The organism is Plantactinospora sp. WMMC1484, from assembly GCF_049315195.1.
Taxonomy (GTDB): domain Bacteria; phylum Actinomycetota; class Actinomycetes; order Mycobacteriales; family Micromonosporaceae; genus Plantactinospora.
Window position 1 is genome coordinate 7,355,070 of record NZ_CP186055.1, and the last position, 17,312, is coordinate 7,372,381.

Here is a 17,312-nt window from a genome sequence, read left to right on the forward strand (position 1 = left end):
TGATGTCGGGCCGGGTCACACCCGCGAGATCGTGATCGCCCTACGCGTGTCCAGCCCGACCAGCGCGCGTGCGTTCGCGCCGAGCCCGGCCACGCCGCCGACCTCCGCGAACCCGTCGAGGCGCCGGAACTCCTCGCGGACCGTCCCGGCGTCGACGAACGGATAGTCGGTGCCGAGCACCAGCCGGTCGGCCGGCGCGATCGTGAGCAGGGAACCGAGCCCCGCCCTGCTGGCCGAGAGCGCCGAGTCGTACCGCAGCCGCGCCATCGTCGCCAGCACGCCGTCGACGCGGGCCAGCTCGGGAAGCGGCTCGGCGATCTCCAACCGGCGCGAGATGTACGGCAGCACGCCGCCGCAGTGCGAGAAGATCCAGGAGATCCGGCGGTACCTGTCGACCGCGCCGGAGAGCATCAGGTTCATCAGCGAGCGGCTGGTGTCGAAGACGTACTCGAGCAACGAGGGCCGCAGGTCGACGGCGCCCTCCGCCCACCACGGCGGCAGCGTCGGGTGGACGTGCACGATCGCGTGCATCGCGTCGAGCTCGGCCAGCAGCGGCTCGAAGCCCGGGTCGCCCAGGTAGCGGCCCGCGTAGTTGGTCAGCAGGCTGACGCCGACGAAGCCGGGGACCTCGGCGAGCCGGCGCAGCTCCGCCACTGCCGCGTCGGCGCAGGGGAGCGGCACGGCGGCGAAGCCGAGAAACCGCCCCCGCGCGCCGGCGACGATCCCGGCCAGCTCGTCGTTGGTCTCCCGCACCAGGGTCGTGGCGAAGTCCTGGTCGCCGAAGTAGTAGCCCGGTGACGCGGTGGAGATGGCCGCCACCGCGATGCCGAGGTCGTCCATGGCCGCCAGCGACCGGGCCCGGTCCCAGTCCGGGAACGGGATCCCGGGCTGGGCCTGTACGCCGATCGCGGTGAGCCGCGCGACGTATCCTGGCGGTATCGCGTGCTGGTGGAGGTCGACCGGCCCCGGCGGGTAACCCGTCACCCGCCGGTCCCCAGCGCCCGCACTTCGCGGATGACCCGCATCTGGTCCTCGGGGCCGCCGCCCTCGTGGCCGTTGAACTCCCACACCGTCATCCGCTTGTCGCCGGGATAGGCGTTGTGGACCGCGAAGACCGTGGAGGGCGGTGCGACGACGTCGCCGAGACCGACGCAGAAGGACGCCGGAGAGCGCCCGCGCCGGGCGAAGTACACCGCGTCGAAGTAGCCCAGCGTGGCGAACGCCCGGTCCGCCCTGGTGCGGTGGATGGCGAGCCAGCGCTTCAGCTCGCCGAGCGGGCCCTGCTCGGTCACCTGGAGCGCCCGGCGGAACGCGGCCAGGAAGGTGACCTGGGGCGCGATCCAGGCCAGGTCGTCGCGGAGGCCGCCGACCACGACCGAGAGCGCTCCGCCCTGGCTGCGCCCGGTGGCCACGATCCGGTCCCGGTCGATCCCCTCGGCGCCCCGGACGACGTCGACGAACCGGTAGGCGTCGACGTAGAGCCGCCGGTAGTAGTACCCCTCCGGGTCGAGGATGCCACGGCTGAGGTGGCCGGGGTTGGCCGGTGGCGTACCGGCCGGGTCCGGGGTGTCCCCGGTGCGCCAGGTGCTGCCCTGGCCCCGGGTGTCCATCACGAAGTGGGCGAAGCCGGCCGAGGCATACGCCAGCGACTCGATCGGCAGCCCGCGCCCGCCGCCGTAGCCGAGGTACTCCACGACCGCCGGCAGCGGCCCGGCGACCCCGGCAGGTCGGATCAGCCACCCCTTCACCCGCGCGCCGCCGTAACCGGAGAACTCGACGTCGAAGACGTCGACGGTGGCGAACTCGTGGTCGACCCTGGTGATCACCGGATCCAGCGGGAACGCCGCCTGCTCCGCCAGGGTACGGCGCCAGAAGTCGTCGAAGTCGGGCGGCTCCGGCTCGTCGTACGTGAAGCCGCGCAGCTCGGCGAGGGGCAGGTCGACGTTCACGAAGATCCCTTCTGGTCGGTGTGGGCACCCGGACGGCGGGACGGCAGGACGGCCGGCAGGGTCAGCCGAATTCGGCGTAGGCGCGGTAGTTGGCCGATCCCGGTCCGGCCGCACGGTTCTTGAGCAGCGCCGGAGCGCGGTAGACCGCCGAGCTGGGCGTGTATTCGGGCAACGGCGGCCGGGTCGTCTCCTCCGCCTCGGCGATGAAGTCGAGCACGCCGGCCAGGAACGCCGGGAGGTCGTTGGGCAGCTGCGCGGTGAGCAGCTTGCCGTCGCGGACCACCGGCTCGTCGAGCCAGGTCGCGCCGGCGTGCCGTACGTCGTCCCGGATGGTCGGCACGGACGTGGCCCGGCGGCCCCGGACGACGTCCGCGGTGGCGAGCAGCCAGCCGGCGTGGCAGATCGCCGCGACCGGCTTCTCCCCGGTCACGCTCGCCCGGACGAAGTCGACAATCGACTTGTTCCGCCGCAGGTACTCCGGCGAGAAGCCGCCGGGCACCACGACGGCGTCGAAGTGGTCCGGCGTGACCTCGCCGATCGCCACCTCCGCGACGGCGGGATAGCCGAGTTTGCTCGCGTACACCTCGCCCCGGGCGGGCCCGACGATCACGACGGTGGCGCCGGCCTCTCTCAGCCGGAGCACCGGATACCAGAGCTCCAGCTCCTGGTACTGGTTCTCGCACAACACGGCCACCCGGGCCTTGGAAACGTCCACGGTTGCTCCGCTCTCTGCTCGATGGCGGCGGCGACTCCAGCGGTCGACCGGCCGCGTTCGGACGTGGCTAGGCGGCCACGGGGTCGGGAACCTCGATCGAGAAGATCCGGCGCGGGTTGTCCACCATGATCTTCTGGAGCTGCTCGTCGGTGACGCCCTTGGACTTCAGCCGCGGGACCCAGCTGGTGAACATGTAGCTCAGGTCGACCTTCTCGTTGAGCAGTTGCGGGTCCTGCTCGGTGACACCCGCCCGGGGGTTCATGAACCACCTGTCGAACGACAGCGTGATCCGGTCGCCGAACCCGGCGTCGAGCAGCTCGACCAGGGCAACGGCCATCGCCTCGTCCAACTCCTCGGCGCTGCTGATCCGCCACGGGATGCCGACGTGGTCGAGCTGCACGTTGGCGCCCATGTCGAGCACCTCGCGCATCGCGCTGAGCTGCGGTGGGACGAACGCGTGGCCGAGGATGACCTTGCCCGGGTCCATCCCCTCCTCCAACAGGATCTCCAGCTGCTCGCGCAGCGGGTTGGTCACGTCGAAGTCCATCGGGTCGATGTGGGTGTTGATCGCACAGCCCACCCGGGTCGCCGCCCTGGCCGCCGCGCGGATCACCCGGTCCTCGACCTCGTGGATGTGGCGACCGTTGGGGCCGAGCGGACTCGGTCGCGGCGAGACGCTCTCCTGCCCGGTGGCAATCTTGATAGCACCGGCCCGGTACGGCGTCTTGTGCCAGGCGAACACCATGCCCTCGGTGAGGTCACTGACGAAGAAGTCGGTGAGCTCCTCGACCGTCTGCCGCCGCCAGTAGTAGGGGATCCCCATCCGCTCCGGGAAGAAGCCGGTGATGGCGACCACGTTCATGCCGGTCTTCACCGCGACGTCGGCCATGAACTTCGGGTACCGGCCGACCTCCGGCGGGGTCATGTCGACGATCGTCCCGTAGCCGTGGTCCTCCTTCCCCCGGCGGACCTGTGCGGAGACGAAGTCGACCGCCGCGTCGTAGTCCAGGGCGGCCCGGGGGTCGAGCTCGGCGCCGGGATAGCCGTAGAGCAGGTGCTCGTGCGACAGCATCAGCCCCGACCGCTCGGCCGGAACGTCACCGAGCACGGTGCGCAACACCTTCATGCCTTCACCTCGCTGGGCATGCCTTCACCTCACTGGGACAGTTCGCGAACAAGGGTGTTCATCAGTTCTGGCAGCGCGTCGGCGGACGCGAACGGCCGTGCGCCCGTGGCAGCCGGCACGCCGACGGCACTGCCGACGGCGTAGACCGGTTTGGCGGCGGCCGAGGCCGCCCGCAGCAACGCCGTCTGCGCGTCGGAGAGTGCCGGTTCCCCGGTCACGGTGCCGGCGACGACGACCGCGTCGAAGAGGCTCGGCTCGTCATGCTGGCCGACCGGGATCAGTGGGTAGCCGAGGTGACTGGTGACCCCGTCGGGTTCGGAGGTCACGACCGTGACGTCGGCCCCCGCCTCACGCGCCCGCAGCACCGGGTACCACAGCTCGAGTTCCTGGTAGCCCTCGGCGGCCAACACGGCGATGGTCCTTCCGGTCAACGACATGCACCACTCCTCAGCGTGTTGGATCAGCGTGTCGGATCAGCGGGTTGGAAGTCCGGCGATCCGGTTGTCCACTTGCCTGACAAGTTATCGACTCGGCCCGCCCGGGCGCAAGGGTCGGCCGGCCGGGACGCAAGGATCGGCCGGCCGGGACGCAAGGATCGGCCGGCCGGGACGCAAGGATCGGCCGGCCGGGACGCAAGGGTCAGCCGGCCACCGGAGGCCCCGGTCACCGTCCAGGGCGACAGAGCCCCACCTCGGCCGGTCACCGTCCGGGGCGACAGCACCGACCTCAGCTCAGTCGTCGTCCAGGGCAGCACAGCCGGCCTCGGCACAGGCCAGGTCCACCGGCGGCGCCGCCCCGCTCACGCCGACCGCACCGATCACCGTGCCGCCGGCACCGCCGGCCTGGATCGGCAGGCCACCGGCGAGCACGAGGATTCGGCCGCCGGCGGCGTTGGCCATCCCCCAGTCCGCCCCACCGGGCGCGGTGGCCTCGGCCCAGCGGTGGCTGGGAGCACCGAACGCCACCGCGGTGTACGCCTTGTCGACGGCGAGCCGGAGCGCGACGGCATTGGCGCCGTCCATCCGGGCGGTCGCGACCGGGTCGCCCGCCGGGTCGGTCACCGCGACCGCCATGGCGAGCCCGCGACCGGTGGCCTCGGCGAGGACGGCCGCGATCACGCGTTGCGCCGCCTCATAGTCGATTGTCATGATTTGTCGAGACATAGGGTTACCTCTCTCTTCCGGCGCGAGCGGAGCCGCACCCTCTGCCGAGCCGCTGCCCCGCATGGCCCGGCTCGCCGACCCGTCGGCACTCAGGAGGCCAGCAGCCCACCGTCCACGACGAAGGACTGCCCGGTGATGTAGCCCGCGTCCCGCGACGCGAGGAACGCCATCAGGCCGGCGACGTCGTCGGGCTGGCCGAGGACGCCGCGCGGGATCCGCGCGACGAGGTCACGCTCGGCCTGCGCGCGATCCCGGCCGACCCGTTTCCAGTACGGGTCGTTGAACGGCGTGTCGATCCATCCCGGGCAGACGCAGTTGACCGAGACGCCGGCGGGAGCCAGCGCCACGGCGAGCGATCGCACCACGGCGACGAGCCCGCCCTTGGAGGCCGCGTAGGCGAACGATCCGCCGCCGCCACGAAATGCCGCGGTGGAACCGGTCAGCACCACCCGCCCCGCACCCGACGCGGCCAGATGCGGCGCTGCTGACTGTGTGATCAGAAAAGGCGCGCGAAGGTTCAACGCCATGGTCCGGTCCCACTCCTCGACGGTGAAATCGGCGAGCTCGCGCTCGACCAGCAGGCCCGCGCAGACCACGACGGCGGTCAGCTCGCCGGTCAGACCGAGGGCGGCGGAGACCGAGGCGGCGGCGCCGTCCGGGTCGGCGAGGTCGCAGTGCGAGACCGCGTAACGGTCCGGTGGCTGGTCGGCCAGCCCTTCCCGTGCGGCGTCGTCGGCGATGTCGCTCACCTGGACGTGCCACCCGGCAGCCAGGAGGCGGCGCGCCACCGCGCGGCCGATCCCGGTTGCTCCACCCGCCACCAGGGCTGTCGGCATACGTCGTCCTTCCGGTATGGGTCAGGGTCATTGGCTGACCGGTTGTCTGGCTGCCAGACATCGTGCTTAGATTGCCCGGGACTCGCAAGGGGGAACCTATCCCAACCTGTCCGGCAGCCTGATGGCCTGGCAGTCTGCAGAGAGGATGTCCGTGAGCCAGTCGCACTCGTTCCCGCACTACCGCGTCGGCGGACCACCACGCGAACGGGGCCGGGCCTACGGAGCCCTTGCGCGGCGCGAGATCGAGAGTTCGATGGTCGGCTACGCCCGGGTCTTCGACCACTACCAGGGCTGGGCCTGGCCGGAGGTCCAACGGCGGGCCCGTGGCTTCCTGCCGGTCATCGCCGACTTCTCCCCCGCGATCGCCGACGAACTCGCCGGAATCGCCGAGGGGGCCAACCTCGACTTCGAGGACGTGGTGGCGCTCAACACGCGCAGCGAGATGATGTTCGGCGACGGCACGTCGATCGCACCGCTGGAATGCACATCCTTCTGCCTCACGCCGGAGGCGACCAGGACGCGCACCCTCATCGCCGGACAGAACTGGGACTGGATCCAGCACGCCCGCCAGACCTCGGTGGTGCTGGAGGTGCACCGAGACGACGGCCCCGACTTCATGACCGTCGTGGAGGCCGGCCTGTTGGCCAAGGTGGGGTTCAACTCCGCGGGCGTCGGACTCTGCACCAACACGCTGATCAGCAGCCACTCCGAGGGCACCGCCGCGGTGCCGTACCACGTACTGCTGCGGTCGGTGCTGGACAGCGACTCCGGCCGCCAGGCGGCCGACCGGATCGTCGACACGGACCGGGCGATCTCCGCCAACTACCTCATCTTCGACCGCGACGGCTTCTGCACGGACATCGAGACGACACCCGTGGCCGGCGGTTTCCAGCGGCTCTCGCCGACCGACGGGGTGCTGACCCACGCCAACCACTTCCTGGCCGACGACCTCACCGAACGCGACGTCTATCTCGCGCGCAAGAAGCACACCGTCGACCGCCTACGCGCGATCGACCAGCACCTGCGCGATCGGCACGATCACACCATCGAGTCACTCAAGGCCACGCTCGCGGACCACACGTTCGAGCCGAACAGCGTATGTCAGCATCTCAACCCGGATGTGCCGGAGCCCGAGCGGACGTGCACCATCGCGGGCATCATAATCGATGTCGAGGACGCCGCTCTGCACGTCGCGCCGGGCAATCCGTGCACGACGTCATGGTTGACGTACCATATCGGAACGTGATCTTACGAGTGCGCTGAGTGGAGCAAATGTTGCTGTCAGACAGTCAGACCGGTACGGTGCTGCCGTGACCATCAGGCCAGTGGAGCAGCGCCGTGCGTCGGAAGTTGTCCGTGCGCAGCTCATCGAGCTGATCGAGTCCGGTCACTACGCGGTCAACGACCGCCTGCCCTCGGAGGCGGAGCTCGCGCAGTCGTTCTCGGTGAGTCGGTCGGTCATCCGGGAGGCGCTGCACAGCCTCAACGCCCTCGGCCTGACCCGCTCACATGCCGGCAAGGGCACCTTCGTCGCCTCCGACCACCTCAGCTCGCGGCTGCTGATGGGGCGATATCTCCCGGCGCAACTGGGCGAGATCCGCCGCGCGCTCGAGGTCCCCTCGGCCCGGTTGGCGGCCGAGCGGCGGACCGCGGCAGACCTGAAGAAGCTGCAGCAGCTCGTGCAACGGTTCGGCGCTACGCCCGAGCCGGGCAAGCGAATCGAGATCGACGCCGACCTGCACATCGGCATCGCGGCCGCGACGGGCAACCCGCTCTTCGAACTGCTCGTCGGCGACCTGCGACAGGTGCTGCAGGACCAGGCCCTGACCCTCACCAAGATCGAGGGACGCGCAGAGCAGGCCGACGTCGAGCACCAACGCATCCTCGACGCGATCGTGGCCGGCGACGGCGCCGCCGCAGCGGCCGCCATGGAGGCCCACCTGGACTCGGTCGCGGCCCTGTCCGAGGAGGGCCAGCCCGTCGTCCCATCCCGCCGCTCCCGCTAGCGACGCCGAGCCCGGCTCACGCTCCGCCCAGGCTCAGAGCGCGTCCGCCAGGCTCAAAGCGCGTCCGCCAGGCTCAGAGCGCGTCCGCCAGGACGAGGGCACCGAGCACCGGCGGGCGGTCGAGCACGCGTACGGTGGTGTCGGGCCGGCTGGCCGCGACGGCGGCGGTGAACAGGTCGCGCAGCCGGGACTGGGCGAGAATGACCGCGCCGGCCACCACCACGTTGTCGGCCGCGACCCCCCGGTCGGCCAGTCTGTCCACCAGACCGGCGAGCTCCGAGGCGGCCTGCGCGACGACCCGCGCGGCAAGCGACGAGCCCTCGTCCGCGGCCCGGAACACCTCTACCGCGTGCCCACCGACCCACCCGGCTGACCGGGCGGTCGAGAGGGCGGCGGCCAACTCCGGCTCGTCGGCCACTCCGAAACTCGCCAGCAGCCGCCGGCCGAGCAGCCCCGGCGCCTCACCCCGGTCGCGGGCACCCAGGATCGCCTGTACGGCCGCGCGGACCAGTCCGGCCGCGCTACCCTCGTCGCCCAGCACCCAGCCCCAACCACCCGCGGTGACGAGTCGACCGGCGGCGTCCCGGGCGACCGCGATGGAACCGGTACCGGCGACGACACCGATGCCGGTGGGCAGCCCGACCGCAGGGGCCAGCAGCTCGGCGTCGTTGACCACCCGCACGGGACCGCGGAAATACTTCCCGAGATCCCGGGCGAACTCCTCGCACTGCGAGGTGCTGTCGCAACCGCGCGCACCGACGGCCAGCGGCCAGCCGTCCGCCTGCTCACCCCGCCAGGAGCGGACCATCTCGTGTAGCGCCGCCGCATCCCGCGGTCGCGATGAGCTGCGCCAGTCGTCGGTCCGGACGATCCGTTCGCGGACCAGATCCGGGCCGGCCCCGACCGCCAGGTGAGTCTTTGTCCCGCCGATGTCGACGCCGAGAGTCTCATGGGCCGCCATGTCCAGCAGCGTAACGGTCGGGAACGGTGCCACCATGCGCCGCTTCGCGCCGCAAAGGCGACAGGACGGGCGGACTTGATATTGACTGATGTAGATGTATTGTGGAAACGCTGCCAGATCGCATCCTCCACCCCGCCTGCTCGAGGAGCTGAAACATGTCGCGACGGCGTTGTCGCCCGGCCACCATGCTGGCCGGGCTGCTCGTTCTGGCCCTGTCCGCGTTCCTGTTGCCACCGGCGTCGGGGGCCGACACCGCCGCGGCCGGCACACCCCGCAACCGCGCGGTGCCACTCGCTGAGCTGACCGTGGTGTCCGAACAGGTGGCTTCCGGCCTGCGTCGTCCGATCGCGCTCACCGGGCTGCCGGACGGCCGGATGTTGATCGCGGAGAAGGACGGCACCGTCCGCGCCTACCACCCCGACACCGGCTTGTCGGCCGAACCGGTGCTCGACCTGACCGCCCGGATCGACACCTCGAACAACGAGCGCGGCCTCCTCGGCATCACCCCTGCGCCGAACTTCGCGTGGACCGGGATCCTCTACGTGGCCTACACGAGCCTACCGGCCGGCGCGCTGACCCTGGCGCGAGTGCCCATCGGCGCCCCTGGTCGGGTGCAGGTGCTGCTCACCCAGGAGCACGCCGAGTACGGCAACCACAACGGCGGACAGGTGGCGTTCGGCCGCGACGGCTACCTCTACTGGTCCCTCGGCGACGGCGGTCACGCGAACGACCCGTTCAAGGCAGGTCAGGACCTTGGCACCCTGCTCGGCAAGATCGTGCGGATCGACGTCAACCGCACCTGCGGGGGGAAGCCCTACTGCGTGCCCTTCGACAACCCGTTCGTCCGCGTCTCGGGCGCGCGGCCGGAGATCTGGCTCTACGGGCTGCGCAACCCCTGGCGGTTCACCGTCGACCCGGTCGACGGCTCACTGTGGATCGGCGACGTCGGCCAGGGCCTGGTCGAGGAGGTCAACCACATCCGCCCGTGGCAGGGCGGGGCGAACCTCGGCTGGTCCTGCCGGGAGGGCACCCCGGTGTTCGACCCGGAGCAGTGCCGGCCGGGCGTGCGGTACACCGACCCGGTCTTCGAGTACGAACATTTCATGACGGAGAGCTGCTCGGTGACCGGCGGTGTGGTGTACCGAGGGTCCGCAACCCCGGAGGCGTGGGGAACCTACGTCGCGAGCGACTACTGCTCGACCCTCGCGTTCGCCGTGCGTCCCAAGCCCACGGGTGGCTACGAGTCCGCCACGATCGGCAACTTCCCCATCCAGCCGACCGCGATCGACGTCGACGTGCACGGCGAACTGTACGTGCTCAGCGACCTCCCCGGATGGCTGAGTCGGGTGCGGTTCGAGCGGGTCCAACCAGCCTCTGCGGGAGCCGCCACCTGACGGGGAAGCCATCGGGGACGGCGAACTCCTACACCCCCATCCAGAACTGCCTTTGCCGTAAGGGCTCGGCGGGCGAGCAGATTACGCCGTAGGCGACTCGGGAACGCGCCAGGTGATCCGGAACCGGTCGGCGTCGGGAGGTCAGCCGTACTGATAGGCAGCATACGCCTCCAGTTCCTCCAGATCGGGATTGCGGTAGCCGTACGGCACACCCCGTTCCGCCCCGACGTAGTCACCCTTCAACGTGTGCAGCAGGAGCCGCAGCGCGTGTTCGCCCCCTGCTCCTCGATGAGCCGCCTCATCGCGTCGACCCATTGGTCCTCGGTTATCGGTGGCTCGTGCCGGGCAGCGAGCGAGGGATGGATCTCGATGGCACCGACAGGATTGATCAATATCCCCATAAGAAGTTCTGGCGTCCACTTGCCGTCCTCACCTCCCAATCCGCCGTTGACGATCTCCTGGAACGACGTCAGCGCGCCGGATTCCCCTTCGCTGATCGCGCGCCACAGCAGCTGGAACCTGGCTGTCTCGGACTTGTCGTCGCGGGGCGGACTACACAGTCCGGCGAGCACCACGACGATGTCGCGCACGGTCTCCCAGCGCGGCGTCCGTGTCCCGTTGACGGCGCTGCGCACTGTCTCGTGACTTGCAGCCGACAAACAGTCGTCTCTGCGACGGATGAGCCGGCTCACCCTCCGGAAGCCCGGTTGGCCCGCCGACCGGCGGAGTTCTTTGGTCACCCGGACGCGACGGCTCGGCGACGCCACGCTGGTTCATGACGCCGAGCGCGCCCAGACGGAGTCTGCCTCCTGGGCGCCGGTACGTGACAACCATGTTGCCCGTCTCATCAGCGTGCGCGAGGCCGCTAAGGCCGTGGCAGGGTTGGCCCGCAGCCGAGATACCGAGGCCTTACGTGTCGCCTGGCTACTCATATCGCTGGGGTCCGCGTAACACCCGGGTCGCCGACGCTCCGGAACCACCAGCTTCCATAGACCGGGAGGATCCGGAATTCAAGGGTGAAGTCTTCCGGCTCGACCTCGCCATCATCGAAGCTCGGGAGGCGGCGGAGCGGCTGGCTTATCACCTTGTCAACGATCAGCTCCCTGAGGAGCCCGAAATGTGCGACGAGTTCAAATGCTCGGAAAGTTGCTCGGGACGCCACGAGACCTCACACGTCGACTGCGGGCCCGACGTCGTCTTCGACGACCTGGATGGGGAGATTTTCGCTCAGAGCGTCGATCTGTATCGGAAACTCAGGACTGAAGCGGGGACATGGCGCGGCTCGTGCCCCGAGGTGATCTCGGTCGTCGACTGGTGTCTCTCCCTTGATCGGTCGATCAGCCGTTATTCGTACAGTCCCGATGTCGTTGATGATGCGTTGAGACCTCGGGGATCGGAGGGCGCGGGCGTCCGTAAGAGCACGGCCCGCGGGCACCACGGCGGCGACGGCTCTAATCCTGGCCTCAGGTTGATCGGGAAGAGTAAGCGGCAAAAGTTATCGACTGTAGGGGGCGGGCCGGCGTGCGGATCATGATCGCGGATGATGACGCGGCCATCCGTGAGTCGCTGGAGCGGGTGCTCCAGGTCGAAGGTTACGACACAAGCAGCGTCGCCAACGGGCTCGCTGTGCTCGACGGGGTCGGTGCGGCCGGCGGTGACGCGCTGGATCTGCTGATCCTCGACGTGATGATGCCCCGCCTCGGCGGGTTGGAGACCTGCCGGCGGTTGCGGGCCGCGGGCCGGGATCTGCCGGTGCTGATGCTGACCGCCCGTGACCAGGTCTCCGACCGGGTCGCGGGGCTGGACGCGGGCGCCGACGACTACCTGCCCAAGCCGTTCGCCACCGAGGAGTTGCTGGCCCGGGTGCGGGCCCTGCTGCGCCGGCGCACGCCGACCGACGGGGAGTCGCAGATCCTGTCGTTCGCCGATGTGCGGGTCGATCCCGACAGGTTCGAGGCGTGGCGGGGCGGGCGGCCGCTGCGCCTGACCCGGACCGAGTTCTCCCTCCTGGAGGTTCTCGTGCGCAACGCGACCCGGGTCTTGACCCGCGACGCGCTGTTCGAGGCGATCTGGGGCTTCGACATGAGCACCACCGCCAACAACCTTCAGGTATATGTGAGCTACCTGCGCCGAAAGATGGAGGCCGAGGGTGAGCCGCGATTGATCTACACGCTGCGCGGCCTGGGATACACGTTGCGGGAGACTCCTCCGTGAGCAGGCACGCCGGCCGGGAACCGCGCCGAGTGACCCGATGGTGGCGCCGGCGATCCCTGCGGACCAGGCTGACGGTGATCGCGGCGATGGCCATCGCGGTCAGCGTGTTCGTGTCCTTCCAGGTGGCCAGCGAGCTACTGGACTTGGAGCTGCAGAACACCGCCGAGAATCAGCTGCGCGCCGACTCCCGCGTCCTGGCGACGGACGCGGAGCGCGTCGGTCTGGCGCAGATCCAGCTACCGCCGTATTCCGGATCCGGTCGGCTGGTGCGGGTCATCCTGCCCGACGGCTCGACCCGTACGCCGGCCGGCCAACCCGCGCTGCCCCCGGTCAGCGAGCGCGCCGGGCGCGTGGCGCAGGGCGGCTTGGCCGACTCGATGGAGTCGAACGACAGCGACGAGGACGGCTACCTCATCTACACGCTGCGGGCGGGCGACGGCGCGGTCCAGGTGGCCCGCGTCGTCGACGACAGCCCGGTCAACCAGTTCGGGTTCGGCATGCTGCTGATCGGGCTGCTCTGCGTGGCCGGCGGCGCCCTTGTCGGGCGGACCGTGGCGCGGGCCGGGCTCGCACCGATCGACCGGCTGACCGCCGCCGCGGAACGTGTCGCACACACCCGGGATCTCGACGCCGACATCCCGGACGAGGGCGGTGGGGAGATCCGGCGGCTGATCCAGTCGATCAACGACATGCTCGCCGCGCTCCGGGACTCCCGGCGGGCCCAGCGGCTGCTCGCCGAGGACGCCGCTCACGAGCTCAAGACGCCGCTCACCAGCCTGCGCCTCAACGTCGAGCTGCTGATCCGGCTCGACCGGCGCGGCACCCTGGACAGCGCACTGCCGGCGGGGAGCCGGACCCGGCTGCTCAACGATCTCGGCGCCCAGGTGGCCGAGTTGAGCACCCTCGCCGCCGAGCTGACCGACCTGGCGCGCGGTGACGTCAGCGACGAGAGCACCGAGCCGCTCGACCTCGCCGACGTGGTGGTGGCCGCCGCGACCCGGGCGCGTTCCCGCGTGCCCGACATCGAGGTCGCGCTCGACGTGACCTCCGTGTGGGTGAGCGGGCGTCCCGCTGCGCTCCAGCGGGCGGTGCTCAACCTCATCGACAACGCGGGCAAGTGGTCCCCCGCCGACCAGCCGGTCCAAGTCCGGCTCCGTGCCGAGGGCGCGTCGGCGGTGCTCGAGGTCGATGACGCCGGTCCGGGCATCGACGCCGCCGACGCACCGCGGGTGTTCGACCGGTTCTACCGTGCCGACAGCGCCCGGGCGTTGCCGGGATCCGGTCTTGGGCTGTCGATCGTGCAGCGGGTCGTTCACGCCCACGGCGGCCGGGCCACGGTCGGCCGCTCCGCACGCGGTGGCGCGCTGCTTCGGGTCGACCTTCCGACCGCGGCCCCGACCGCCCCGATCGCGCGGCGCATCACCGGGGAGGACACCTCGGCGTGCTGACCCGCCCCGGCGGCGCGGCGCTGGCCAAGGGCCCGCCACAGCGGCAACGAGACGAGGACCGCGAACGTGGCCGCCAGAACCGAAGATGTCATCGGCTGGCCGCCGCCGAGCTCCGGGAGATGCTGGCGCAGACCCCCCCAACAGCCCCGGCTTCTCCTTGCCGGTCGTGCTGAACCGCCGGATGGCCGGCCAGAAGATCCGCAGCTGAGTCCGCCCGCACGCAGGCGCACGACTCGGGTACGAACGTTGCCTGCCGTACTCGATGCCGACGACGTCATCCGGCCGCGGTCGCCGCTCGGCGGCGGCGCAACACGTAGCGGACCAGTTCGCCGAGCGCGGTGATGGACAGGGCGAGACCGAGTCCGACCGCCAGGCCCAGCGTCGGGTTGGATTCGAAGGCGGCGCCGCCGAGGTAGCCGATCAGGCCGGAATAGCCGGCCCAGGTGACGGCGGCGATGGCGGTGAACAGGGTGAAGCGGGCAAGCGGGTAGCCGGTGGCACCGCTGGCAGTCACGATCGCGGTGCGGCCACCGGGGACGAACCGGCCCGCGATGATCAGGGCGCCGCCCCGGCGGTGCAGGTGCGGGGCGATCCTGTCGGCGGCGCGGATCAGGCGGCCGCCCGGACGGCCCTCGCGCAACAAGCGCCCGATGAGGTAGCCGATGTGATCACCGACGAAGGCGCCCAGCGCGGCGAACACGATGATCAGCGGAAGCGACGGGATGCCCGACACGGCGAAGACCGCCGCCGCGATGACGACCGACTCCGACGGCAGGAACGGCAGGAACGCGTCGAGGATCGCCAGCGCGAGAATCGCCAGATAGATGACCGGAGAGGTCATCGCGTTCTCGATCATGACCATCAGGTCCATCGGGACCGCTCCTCCCCTTCGAGCACCCAGGCGCAGAGCCCGACTACGACGAGCACGAGCGCCAGCAGAACCCGTTCGACCAGGCCCGCGAACGGGAGGAAGCTTTGGCCGAGCAGCACCGCCGGCCCGTTCACCGCCGCGAACGCGACGCACGCGACGAACGCGGACCACCCGGCCGCGTGCAGCCAGCGGACCCGGGCCGGGTCGGCCCCGCGCCCCGCACGCTTGGCGATGAGAAGGGCGAAGAGCGGTGGCAGCGCCGCCATCAGCGCCGCGCCGAAGCGATGCACCACGGCGGCGACGCCCGGTTCGGTCCCCGGCAGGTTCGTGGGAAACACCACCACTGCGACCAGGGACACGCACCACGTCGACAACAGCACGGTGAGGGGCCAGGCCGGTGACAGCACGCGCCGGGCGCCGGCCAGGAGCCATCCGCCGGCTGCCGCGAGCCCGGACGCCGCCAGGGCCAGCAGGACGGCGCCCGGCACGGTCCGAATCGATTGGCTTACCATCTGGTCCACCGGGTCGACGTCGCCGACCAGCAGCAGGCCCGCCCCGGCCGCCGTGCCCAGGCCCAGGCTCAGCTGGGCGTTGCGATACCAGTGGGAGGTGCCCGACCGGACGATCGTCGTTGTCATGCGGCGACCTCGGCGGGCGCGGGCGCCTCACGGGCCGGACGGATCCGGTAGAGCTGCTCGAACTCGGACACCGTGCGGGTCTGGTCGTGCTGCTCGGCCACGGCACGAGCCCGGTGCCCCAGTTCATCCGCGTGCTTCGGGTCGCAGAGCACGGTGAGCAGTCGCTCGGCGAGCGCGACAACGTCGCCGGGCGGGAACAGGTAGCCGGTCTCCTCGTCCCGTACGAGGTGGGGCAGGGCTGCGGCGTCGGCGCCGATCACGGGCCTTCCGCTGGCCATCGCCTCGAGCGTGACCAGGCTCTGCAGCTCGGCGGTGCCCGCGTTGACGAAGACCGCCGACGCCGCGTATGCGGAGGGAAGGTCCTCGTCGGGGATGAAGCCGGTGAACGTGACATGCTCGGCGACGCCCAGTTCCCCGGCGAGCGACCGCAGCGTCCGGTCCTCGGCCCCGATCCCAACCAGGAGCAACTGGGCGTCGAGGGAGCGCCGCACCAGCGCGAACGCCCGCATCACGACATCGACGTTCTTTTCGGCGTCGAGCCGGCCCACGTACGTGATGGTGGGCTTGTGCGCGAGGCTGTAGGCCCATCGGAACTCGGCTGCGGGCGCCTGCTCGCGGAAGCGGGCGAGGTCGATGCCGCACGAGATGGGCAGCACCGGCCCGGACACACCGGAGACGACGGCGAGCGTGGCGGCGTACGGGGTCGGGGCCGTGACGATGTCTGCCTTGGCGAACACCCGGGCGGCGTCGCGCCATGCCCACTCGTGCGCCCTCGTCCGGCCGGCGTTGCCGATGGGCAGGTAGTGGATCAGGTTCTCGGGCATGAAGTGGTTGGTGGCGACGACGAACAGGCCGCGCTCGTGCGCCGCGTCGACCAGCGCCCGGCACAGCGGGAAGTGGCTCTGCACGTGCACCACGTCGGGCTCGACCTCGTCGAGGATCCGGCGGGCTGCCGCGCGCAGCCCCAGTGGCGGGCAGAACCGGAAGCCTGAGTGGCCCGGCACCGGCAAGGAACGCACGCGGTGCTCGACGACGCCGTCGCTGGAGGTGCCGGGATGGGTGCGGGTGTCCGTCGACGGCGCGACCACGTGCACCTCGTGCCGGGCGGTCAGCGCCACGGCCAGGCGCTGGGCGAAGTAGGACGCCCCGTTGACGTGCGGGGCGTAGGTGTCGGCACCGATGAGGATGCGCATGGGACGACTACCTTTCGTAGGTGGTATCGCTTTTCGTTGGTGGTATCGCTTCATGACGAGGTGGAAGATCGCGACCGGCACGGCGACGGCCGCGGTGAGCAGGAAGATGCCGCCGGGCAGTGCGAGCAGGCCGGACAGCTGGCTGCCGAGCAGAGCGCCGAGACCGATCAGCACCAGGCCGCGTACGGCGGCGGTGGCACCCACCCAGGCGGCGAATCTCCGGTACGGGAGCCCGGCGAGCCCCGCCGACACGAACGCCGGGAGGGCGAAGACGTCGACGAGCTTGGCGGTGATCACCAGTCGAGGCAGCGACATCCCGGCCAGCCGGTCGATCAGCGCCGTCGCCTTGAGCCTGCTCAGCAGGGACGCCACCCAGGGCCGCCGGGCCGACCGGCCGACGAGGTAGAGCAGGCTGTCGCCCACCACCTCGGCCAGCACGACGATCACCCAGATCGGCCAGAACGCCGCAGCGCCGGCGCCGACCAGGGTGCCCGCGGTGATCGTCGCCGCCGGCCCCTCGATGAGCACGAAGGGACCGAGCACCAGGTAGGGGTGCTCGAGCACGGCCTGTGTCAGATCCATGCCGAGAAGCTTCGGCCGAAGGTTCCGCACCGGTCGTCCCTCCGCGGGGCCGACCGATGTAGCTGCGTGGTAGCGGGTCCGATCACCAACCACGGCACCCACCGGCCTGCCAACCGACCGGCCGGCGCTTCCCCGGACGGCGCTGCGTTGACCGCCATCACCAGCCTCCTACGCACGGGTTACATCGCTTATCTGGTGCCGAATTCATAGCGAGCG

The 17,312-nt window shown here is 70.7% G+C and carries 18 protein-coding genes; 6 read left to right on the forward strand and 12 right to left on the reverse strand.

The window, feature by feature from the left end:
- Window positions 1-15: 15 nt before the first annotated feature.
- The 7 genes from ACN28C_RS31585 to ACN28C_RS31615 form a co-directional block, all read right to left on the reverse strand.
- Complete coding sequence (locus tag ACN28C_RS31585; RefSeq protein ID WP_422771134.1) at window positions 16-984, reverse strand: amidohydrolase family protein; 969 nt, start codon at window positions 982-984, stop codon at window positions 16-18.
- Window positions 981-1,949 (reverse strand): acetylxylan esterase, encoded by a 969-nt coding sequence (locus ACN28C_RS31590; protein ID WP_422771135.1) that lies wholly within the window; start codon window positions 1,947-1,949, stop codon window positions 981-983. The genes ACN28C_RS31585 and ACN28C_RS31590 overlap by 4 nt, the downstream gene beginning before the upstream one ends.
- A gap of 61 nt (window positions 1,950-2,010) precedes the next feature.
- The gene (locus tag ACN28C_RS31595; RefSeq protein ID WP_422771136.1) at window positions 2,011-2,664 is read right to left on the reverse strand and encodes a type 1 glutamine amidotransferase domain-containing protein; all 654 of its coding nucleotides are present in this window, start codon (window positions 2,662-2,664) and stop codon (window positions 2,011-2,013) included.
- A 67-nt stretch (window positions 2,665-2,731) separates the two neighbouring features.
- A complete protein-coding gene (locus ACN28C_RS31600) occupies window positions 2,732-3,790 on the reverse strand; it encodes a phosphotriesterase family protein (protein ID WP_422771137.1) in 1,059 nt (352 codons plus the stop codon).
- 29 nt (window positions 3,791-3,819) lie between these two features.
- Window positions 3,820-4,227 (reverse strand): DJ-1/PfpI family protein, encoded by a 408-nt coding sequence (locus ACN28C_RS31605; RefSeq protein ID WP_422771138.1) that lies wholly within the window; start codon window positions 4,225-4,227, stop codon window positions 3,820-3,822.
- A gap of 294 nt (window positions 4,228-4,521) precedes the next feature.
- Window positions 4,522-4,938 (reverse strand): GlcG/HbpS family heme-binding protein, encoded by a 417-nt coding sequence (locus ACN28C_RS31610; protein WP_422771139.1) that lies wholly within the window; start codon window positions 4,936-4,938, stop codon window positions 4,522-4,524.
- Window positions 4,939-5,042: 104 nt separating this feature from the next.
- A complete protein-coding gene (locus tag ACN28C_RS31615; RefSeq protein WP_422771140.1) occupies window positions 5,043-5,789 on the reverse strand; it encodes an SDR family NAD(P)-dependent oxidoreductase in 747 nt (248 codons plus the stop codon).
- A 151-nt stretch (window positions 5,790-5,940) separates the two neighbouring features.
- On the opposite strand from ACN28C_RS31615, the gene ACN28C_RS31620 reads away from it, so the two are divergent.
- Both ACN28C_RS31620 and ACN28C_RS31625 read left to right on the forward strand, forming a co-directional pair.
- Complete coding sequence (locus ACN28C_RS31620; protein WP_422771141.1) at window positions 5,941-7,035, forward strand: C45 family autoproteolytic acyltransferase/hydolase; 1,095 nt, start codon at window positions 5,941-5,943, stop codon at window positions 7,033-7,035.
- 64 nt (window positions 7,036-7,099) lie between these two features.
- Window positions 7,100-7,795, forward strand: coding sequence for a FadR/GntR family transcriptional regulator (locus ACN28C_RS31625; RefSeq protein ID WP_422771142.1), 696 nt, complete (start codon window positions 7,100-7,102; stop codon window positions 7,793-7,795).
- Between the two features lie 73 nt (window positions 7,796-7,868).
- On the opposite strand, the gene ACN28C_RS31630 is transcribed toward ACN28C_RS31625, so the two are convergent.
- Window positions 7,869-8,756 carry a BadF/BadG/BcrA/BcrD ATPase family protein gene (locus ACN28C_RS31630; protein ID WP_422771143.1) on the reverse strand — a complete coding sequence of 296 codons (888 nt, stop codon included), beginning with the start codon at window positions 8,754-8,756 and terminating at the stop codon, window positions 7,869-7,871.
- 155 nt (window positions 8,757-8,911) lie between these two features.
- On the opposite strand from ACN28C_RS31630, the gene ACN28C_RS31635 reads away from it, so the two are divergent.
- Entirely contained in the window at window positions 8,912-10,150 is a 1,239-nt protein-coding gene (locus ACN28C_RS31635) for a PQQ-dependent sugar dehydrogenase (protein ID WP_422771144.1), read from the forward strand.
- A gap of 239 nt (window positions 10,151-10,389) precedes the next feature.
- On the opposite strand, the gene ACN28C_RS31640 is transcribed toward ACN28C_RS31635, so the two are convergent.
- Window positions 10,390-10,740, reverse strand: a complete 351-nt coding sequence (locus tag ACN28C_RS31640) for a hypothetical protein (RefSeq protein WP_422771145.1) — start codon at window positions 10,738-10,740, stop codon at window positions 10,390-10,392.
- A 323-nt stretch (window positions 10,741-11,063) separates the two neighbouring features.
- Here ACN28C_RS31640 and ACN28C_RS31645 point away from each other — a divergent pair, with 323 nt between their 5' ends.
- Genes ACN28C_RS31645 through ACN28C_RS31655 form a run of 3 tightly spaced genes read left to right on the forward strand, consistent with a single transcriptional unit; the run spans window position 11,064 to window position 13,812 of the window.
- A complete protein-coding gene (locus ACN28C_RS31645) occupies window positions 11,064-11,684 on the forward strand; it encodes a hypothetical protein (protein ID WP_422771146.1) in 621 nt (206 codons plus the stop codon).
- Entirely contained in the window at window positions 11,672-12,364 is a 693-nt protein-coding gene (locus tag ACN28C_RS31650) for a response regulator transcription factor (protein ID WP_422771147.1), read from the forward strand. Before ACN28C_RS31645 ends, ACN28C_RS31650 begins: the two co-directional genes overlap by 13 nt.
- Complete coding sequence (locus ACN28C_RS31655) at window positions 12,361-13,812, forward strand: HAMP domain-containing sensor histidine kinase (protein ID WP_422771148.1); 1,452 nt, start codon at window positions 12,361-12,363, stop codon at window positions 13,810-13,812. The genes ACN28C_RS31650 and ACN28C_RS31655 overlap by 4 nt, the downstream gene beginning before the upstream one ends.
- Window positions 13,813-14,086: 274 nt before the next feature.
- Here ACN28C_RS31655 and ACN28C_RS31660 read toward each other — a convergent pair whose 3' ends face one another.
- Genes ACN28C_RS31660 through ACN28C_RS31670 form a run of 3 tightly spaced genes read right to left on the reverse strand, consistent with a single transcriptional unit; the run spans window position 14,087 to window position 17,096 of the window.
- Complete coding sequence (locus ACN28C_RS31660) at window positions 14,087-14,683, reverse strand: DedA family protein (protein ID WP_422771149.1); 597 nt, start codon at window positions 14,681-14,683, stop codon at window positions 14,087-14,089.
- Complete coding sequence (locus tag ACN28C_RS31665) at window positions 14,674-15,321, reverse strand: DUF998 domain-containing protein (protein ID WP_422771150.1); 648 nt, start codon at window positions 15,319-15,321, stop codon at window positions 14,674-14,676. Before ACN28C_RS31665 ends, ACN28C_RS31660 begins: the two co-directional genes overlap by 10 nt.
- Window positions 15,318-17,096, reverse strand: a complete 1,779-nt coding sequence (locus tag ACN28C_RS31670) for a glycosyltransferase (protein WP_422771151.1) — start codon at window positions 17,094-17,096, stop codon at window positions 15,318-15,320. The genes ACN28C_RS31665 and ACN28C_RS31670 overlap by 4 nt, the downstream gene beginning before the upstream one ends.
- Window positions 17,097-17,312: the final 216 nt, after the last annotated feature.

Coding starts and splice junctions, on each gene's coding strand:
- ACN28C_RS31600 (WP_422771137.1), bottom strand. CDS start 3,790: ATGAAGGTGTTGCGCACCGTGCTCGGTGACGTTCCGGCCGAGCGGTCG.
- ACN28C_RS31605 (WP_422771138.1), bottom strand. CDS start 4,227: ATGTCGTTGACCGGAAGGACCATCGCCGTGTTGGCCGCCGAGGGCTAC.
- ACN28C_RS31610 (WP_422771139.1), bottom strand. CDS start 4,938: ATGACAATCGACTATGAGGCGGCGCAACGCGTGATCGCGGCCGTCCTC.
- ACN28C_RS31615 (WP_422771140.1), bottom strand. CDS start 5,789: ATGCCGACAGCCCTGGTGGCGGGTGGAGCAACCGGGATCGGCCGCGCG.
- ACN28C_RS31630 (WP_422771143.1), bottom strand. CDS start 8,756: ATGGCGGCCCATGAGACTCTCGGCGTCGACATCGGCGGGACAAAGACT.
- ACN28C_RS31635 (WP_422771144.1), top strand. CDS start 8,912: ATGTCGCGACGGCGTTGTCGCCCGGCCACCATGCTGGCCGGGCTGCTC.
- ACN28C_RS31660 (WP_422771149.1), bottom strand. CDS start 14,683: ATGGACCTGATGGTCATGATCGAGAACGCGATGACCTCTCCGGTCATC.
- ACN28C_RS31665 (WP_422771150.1), bottom strand. CDS start 15,321: ATGACAACGACGATCGTCCGGTCGGGCACCTCCCACTGGTATCGCAAC.
- ACN28C_RS31670 (WP_422771151.1), bottom strand. CDS start 17,096: ATGGATCTGACACAGGCCGTGCTCGAGCACCCCTACCTGGTGCTCGGT.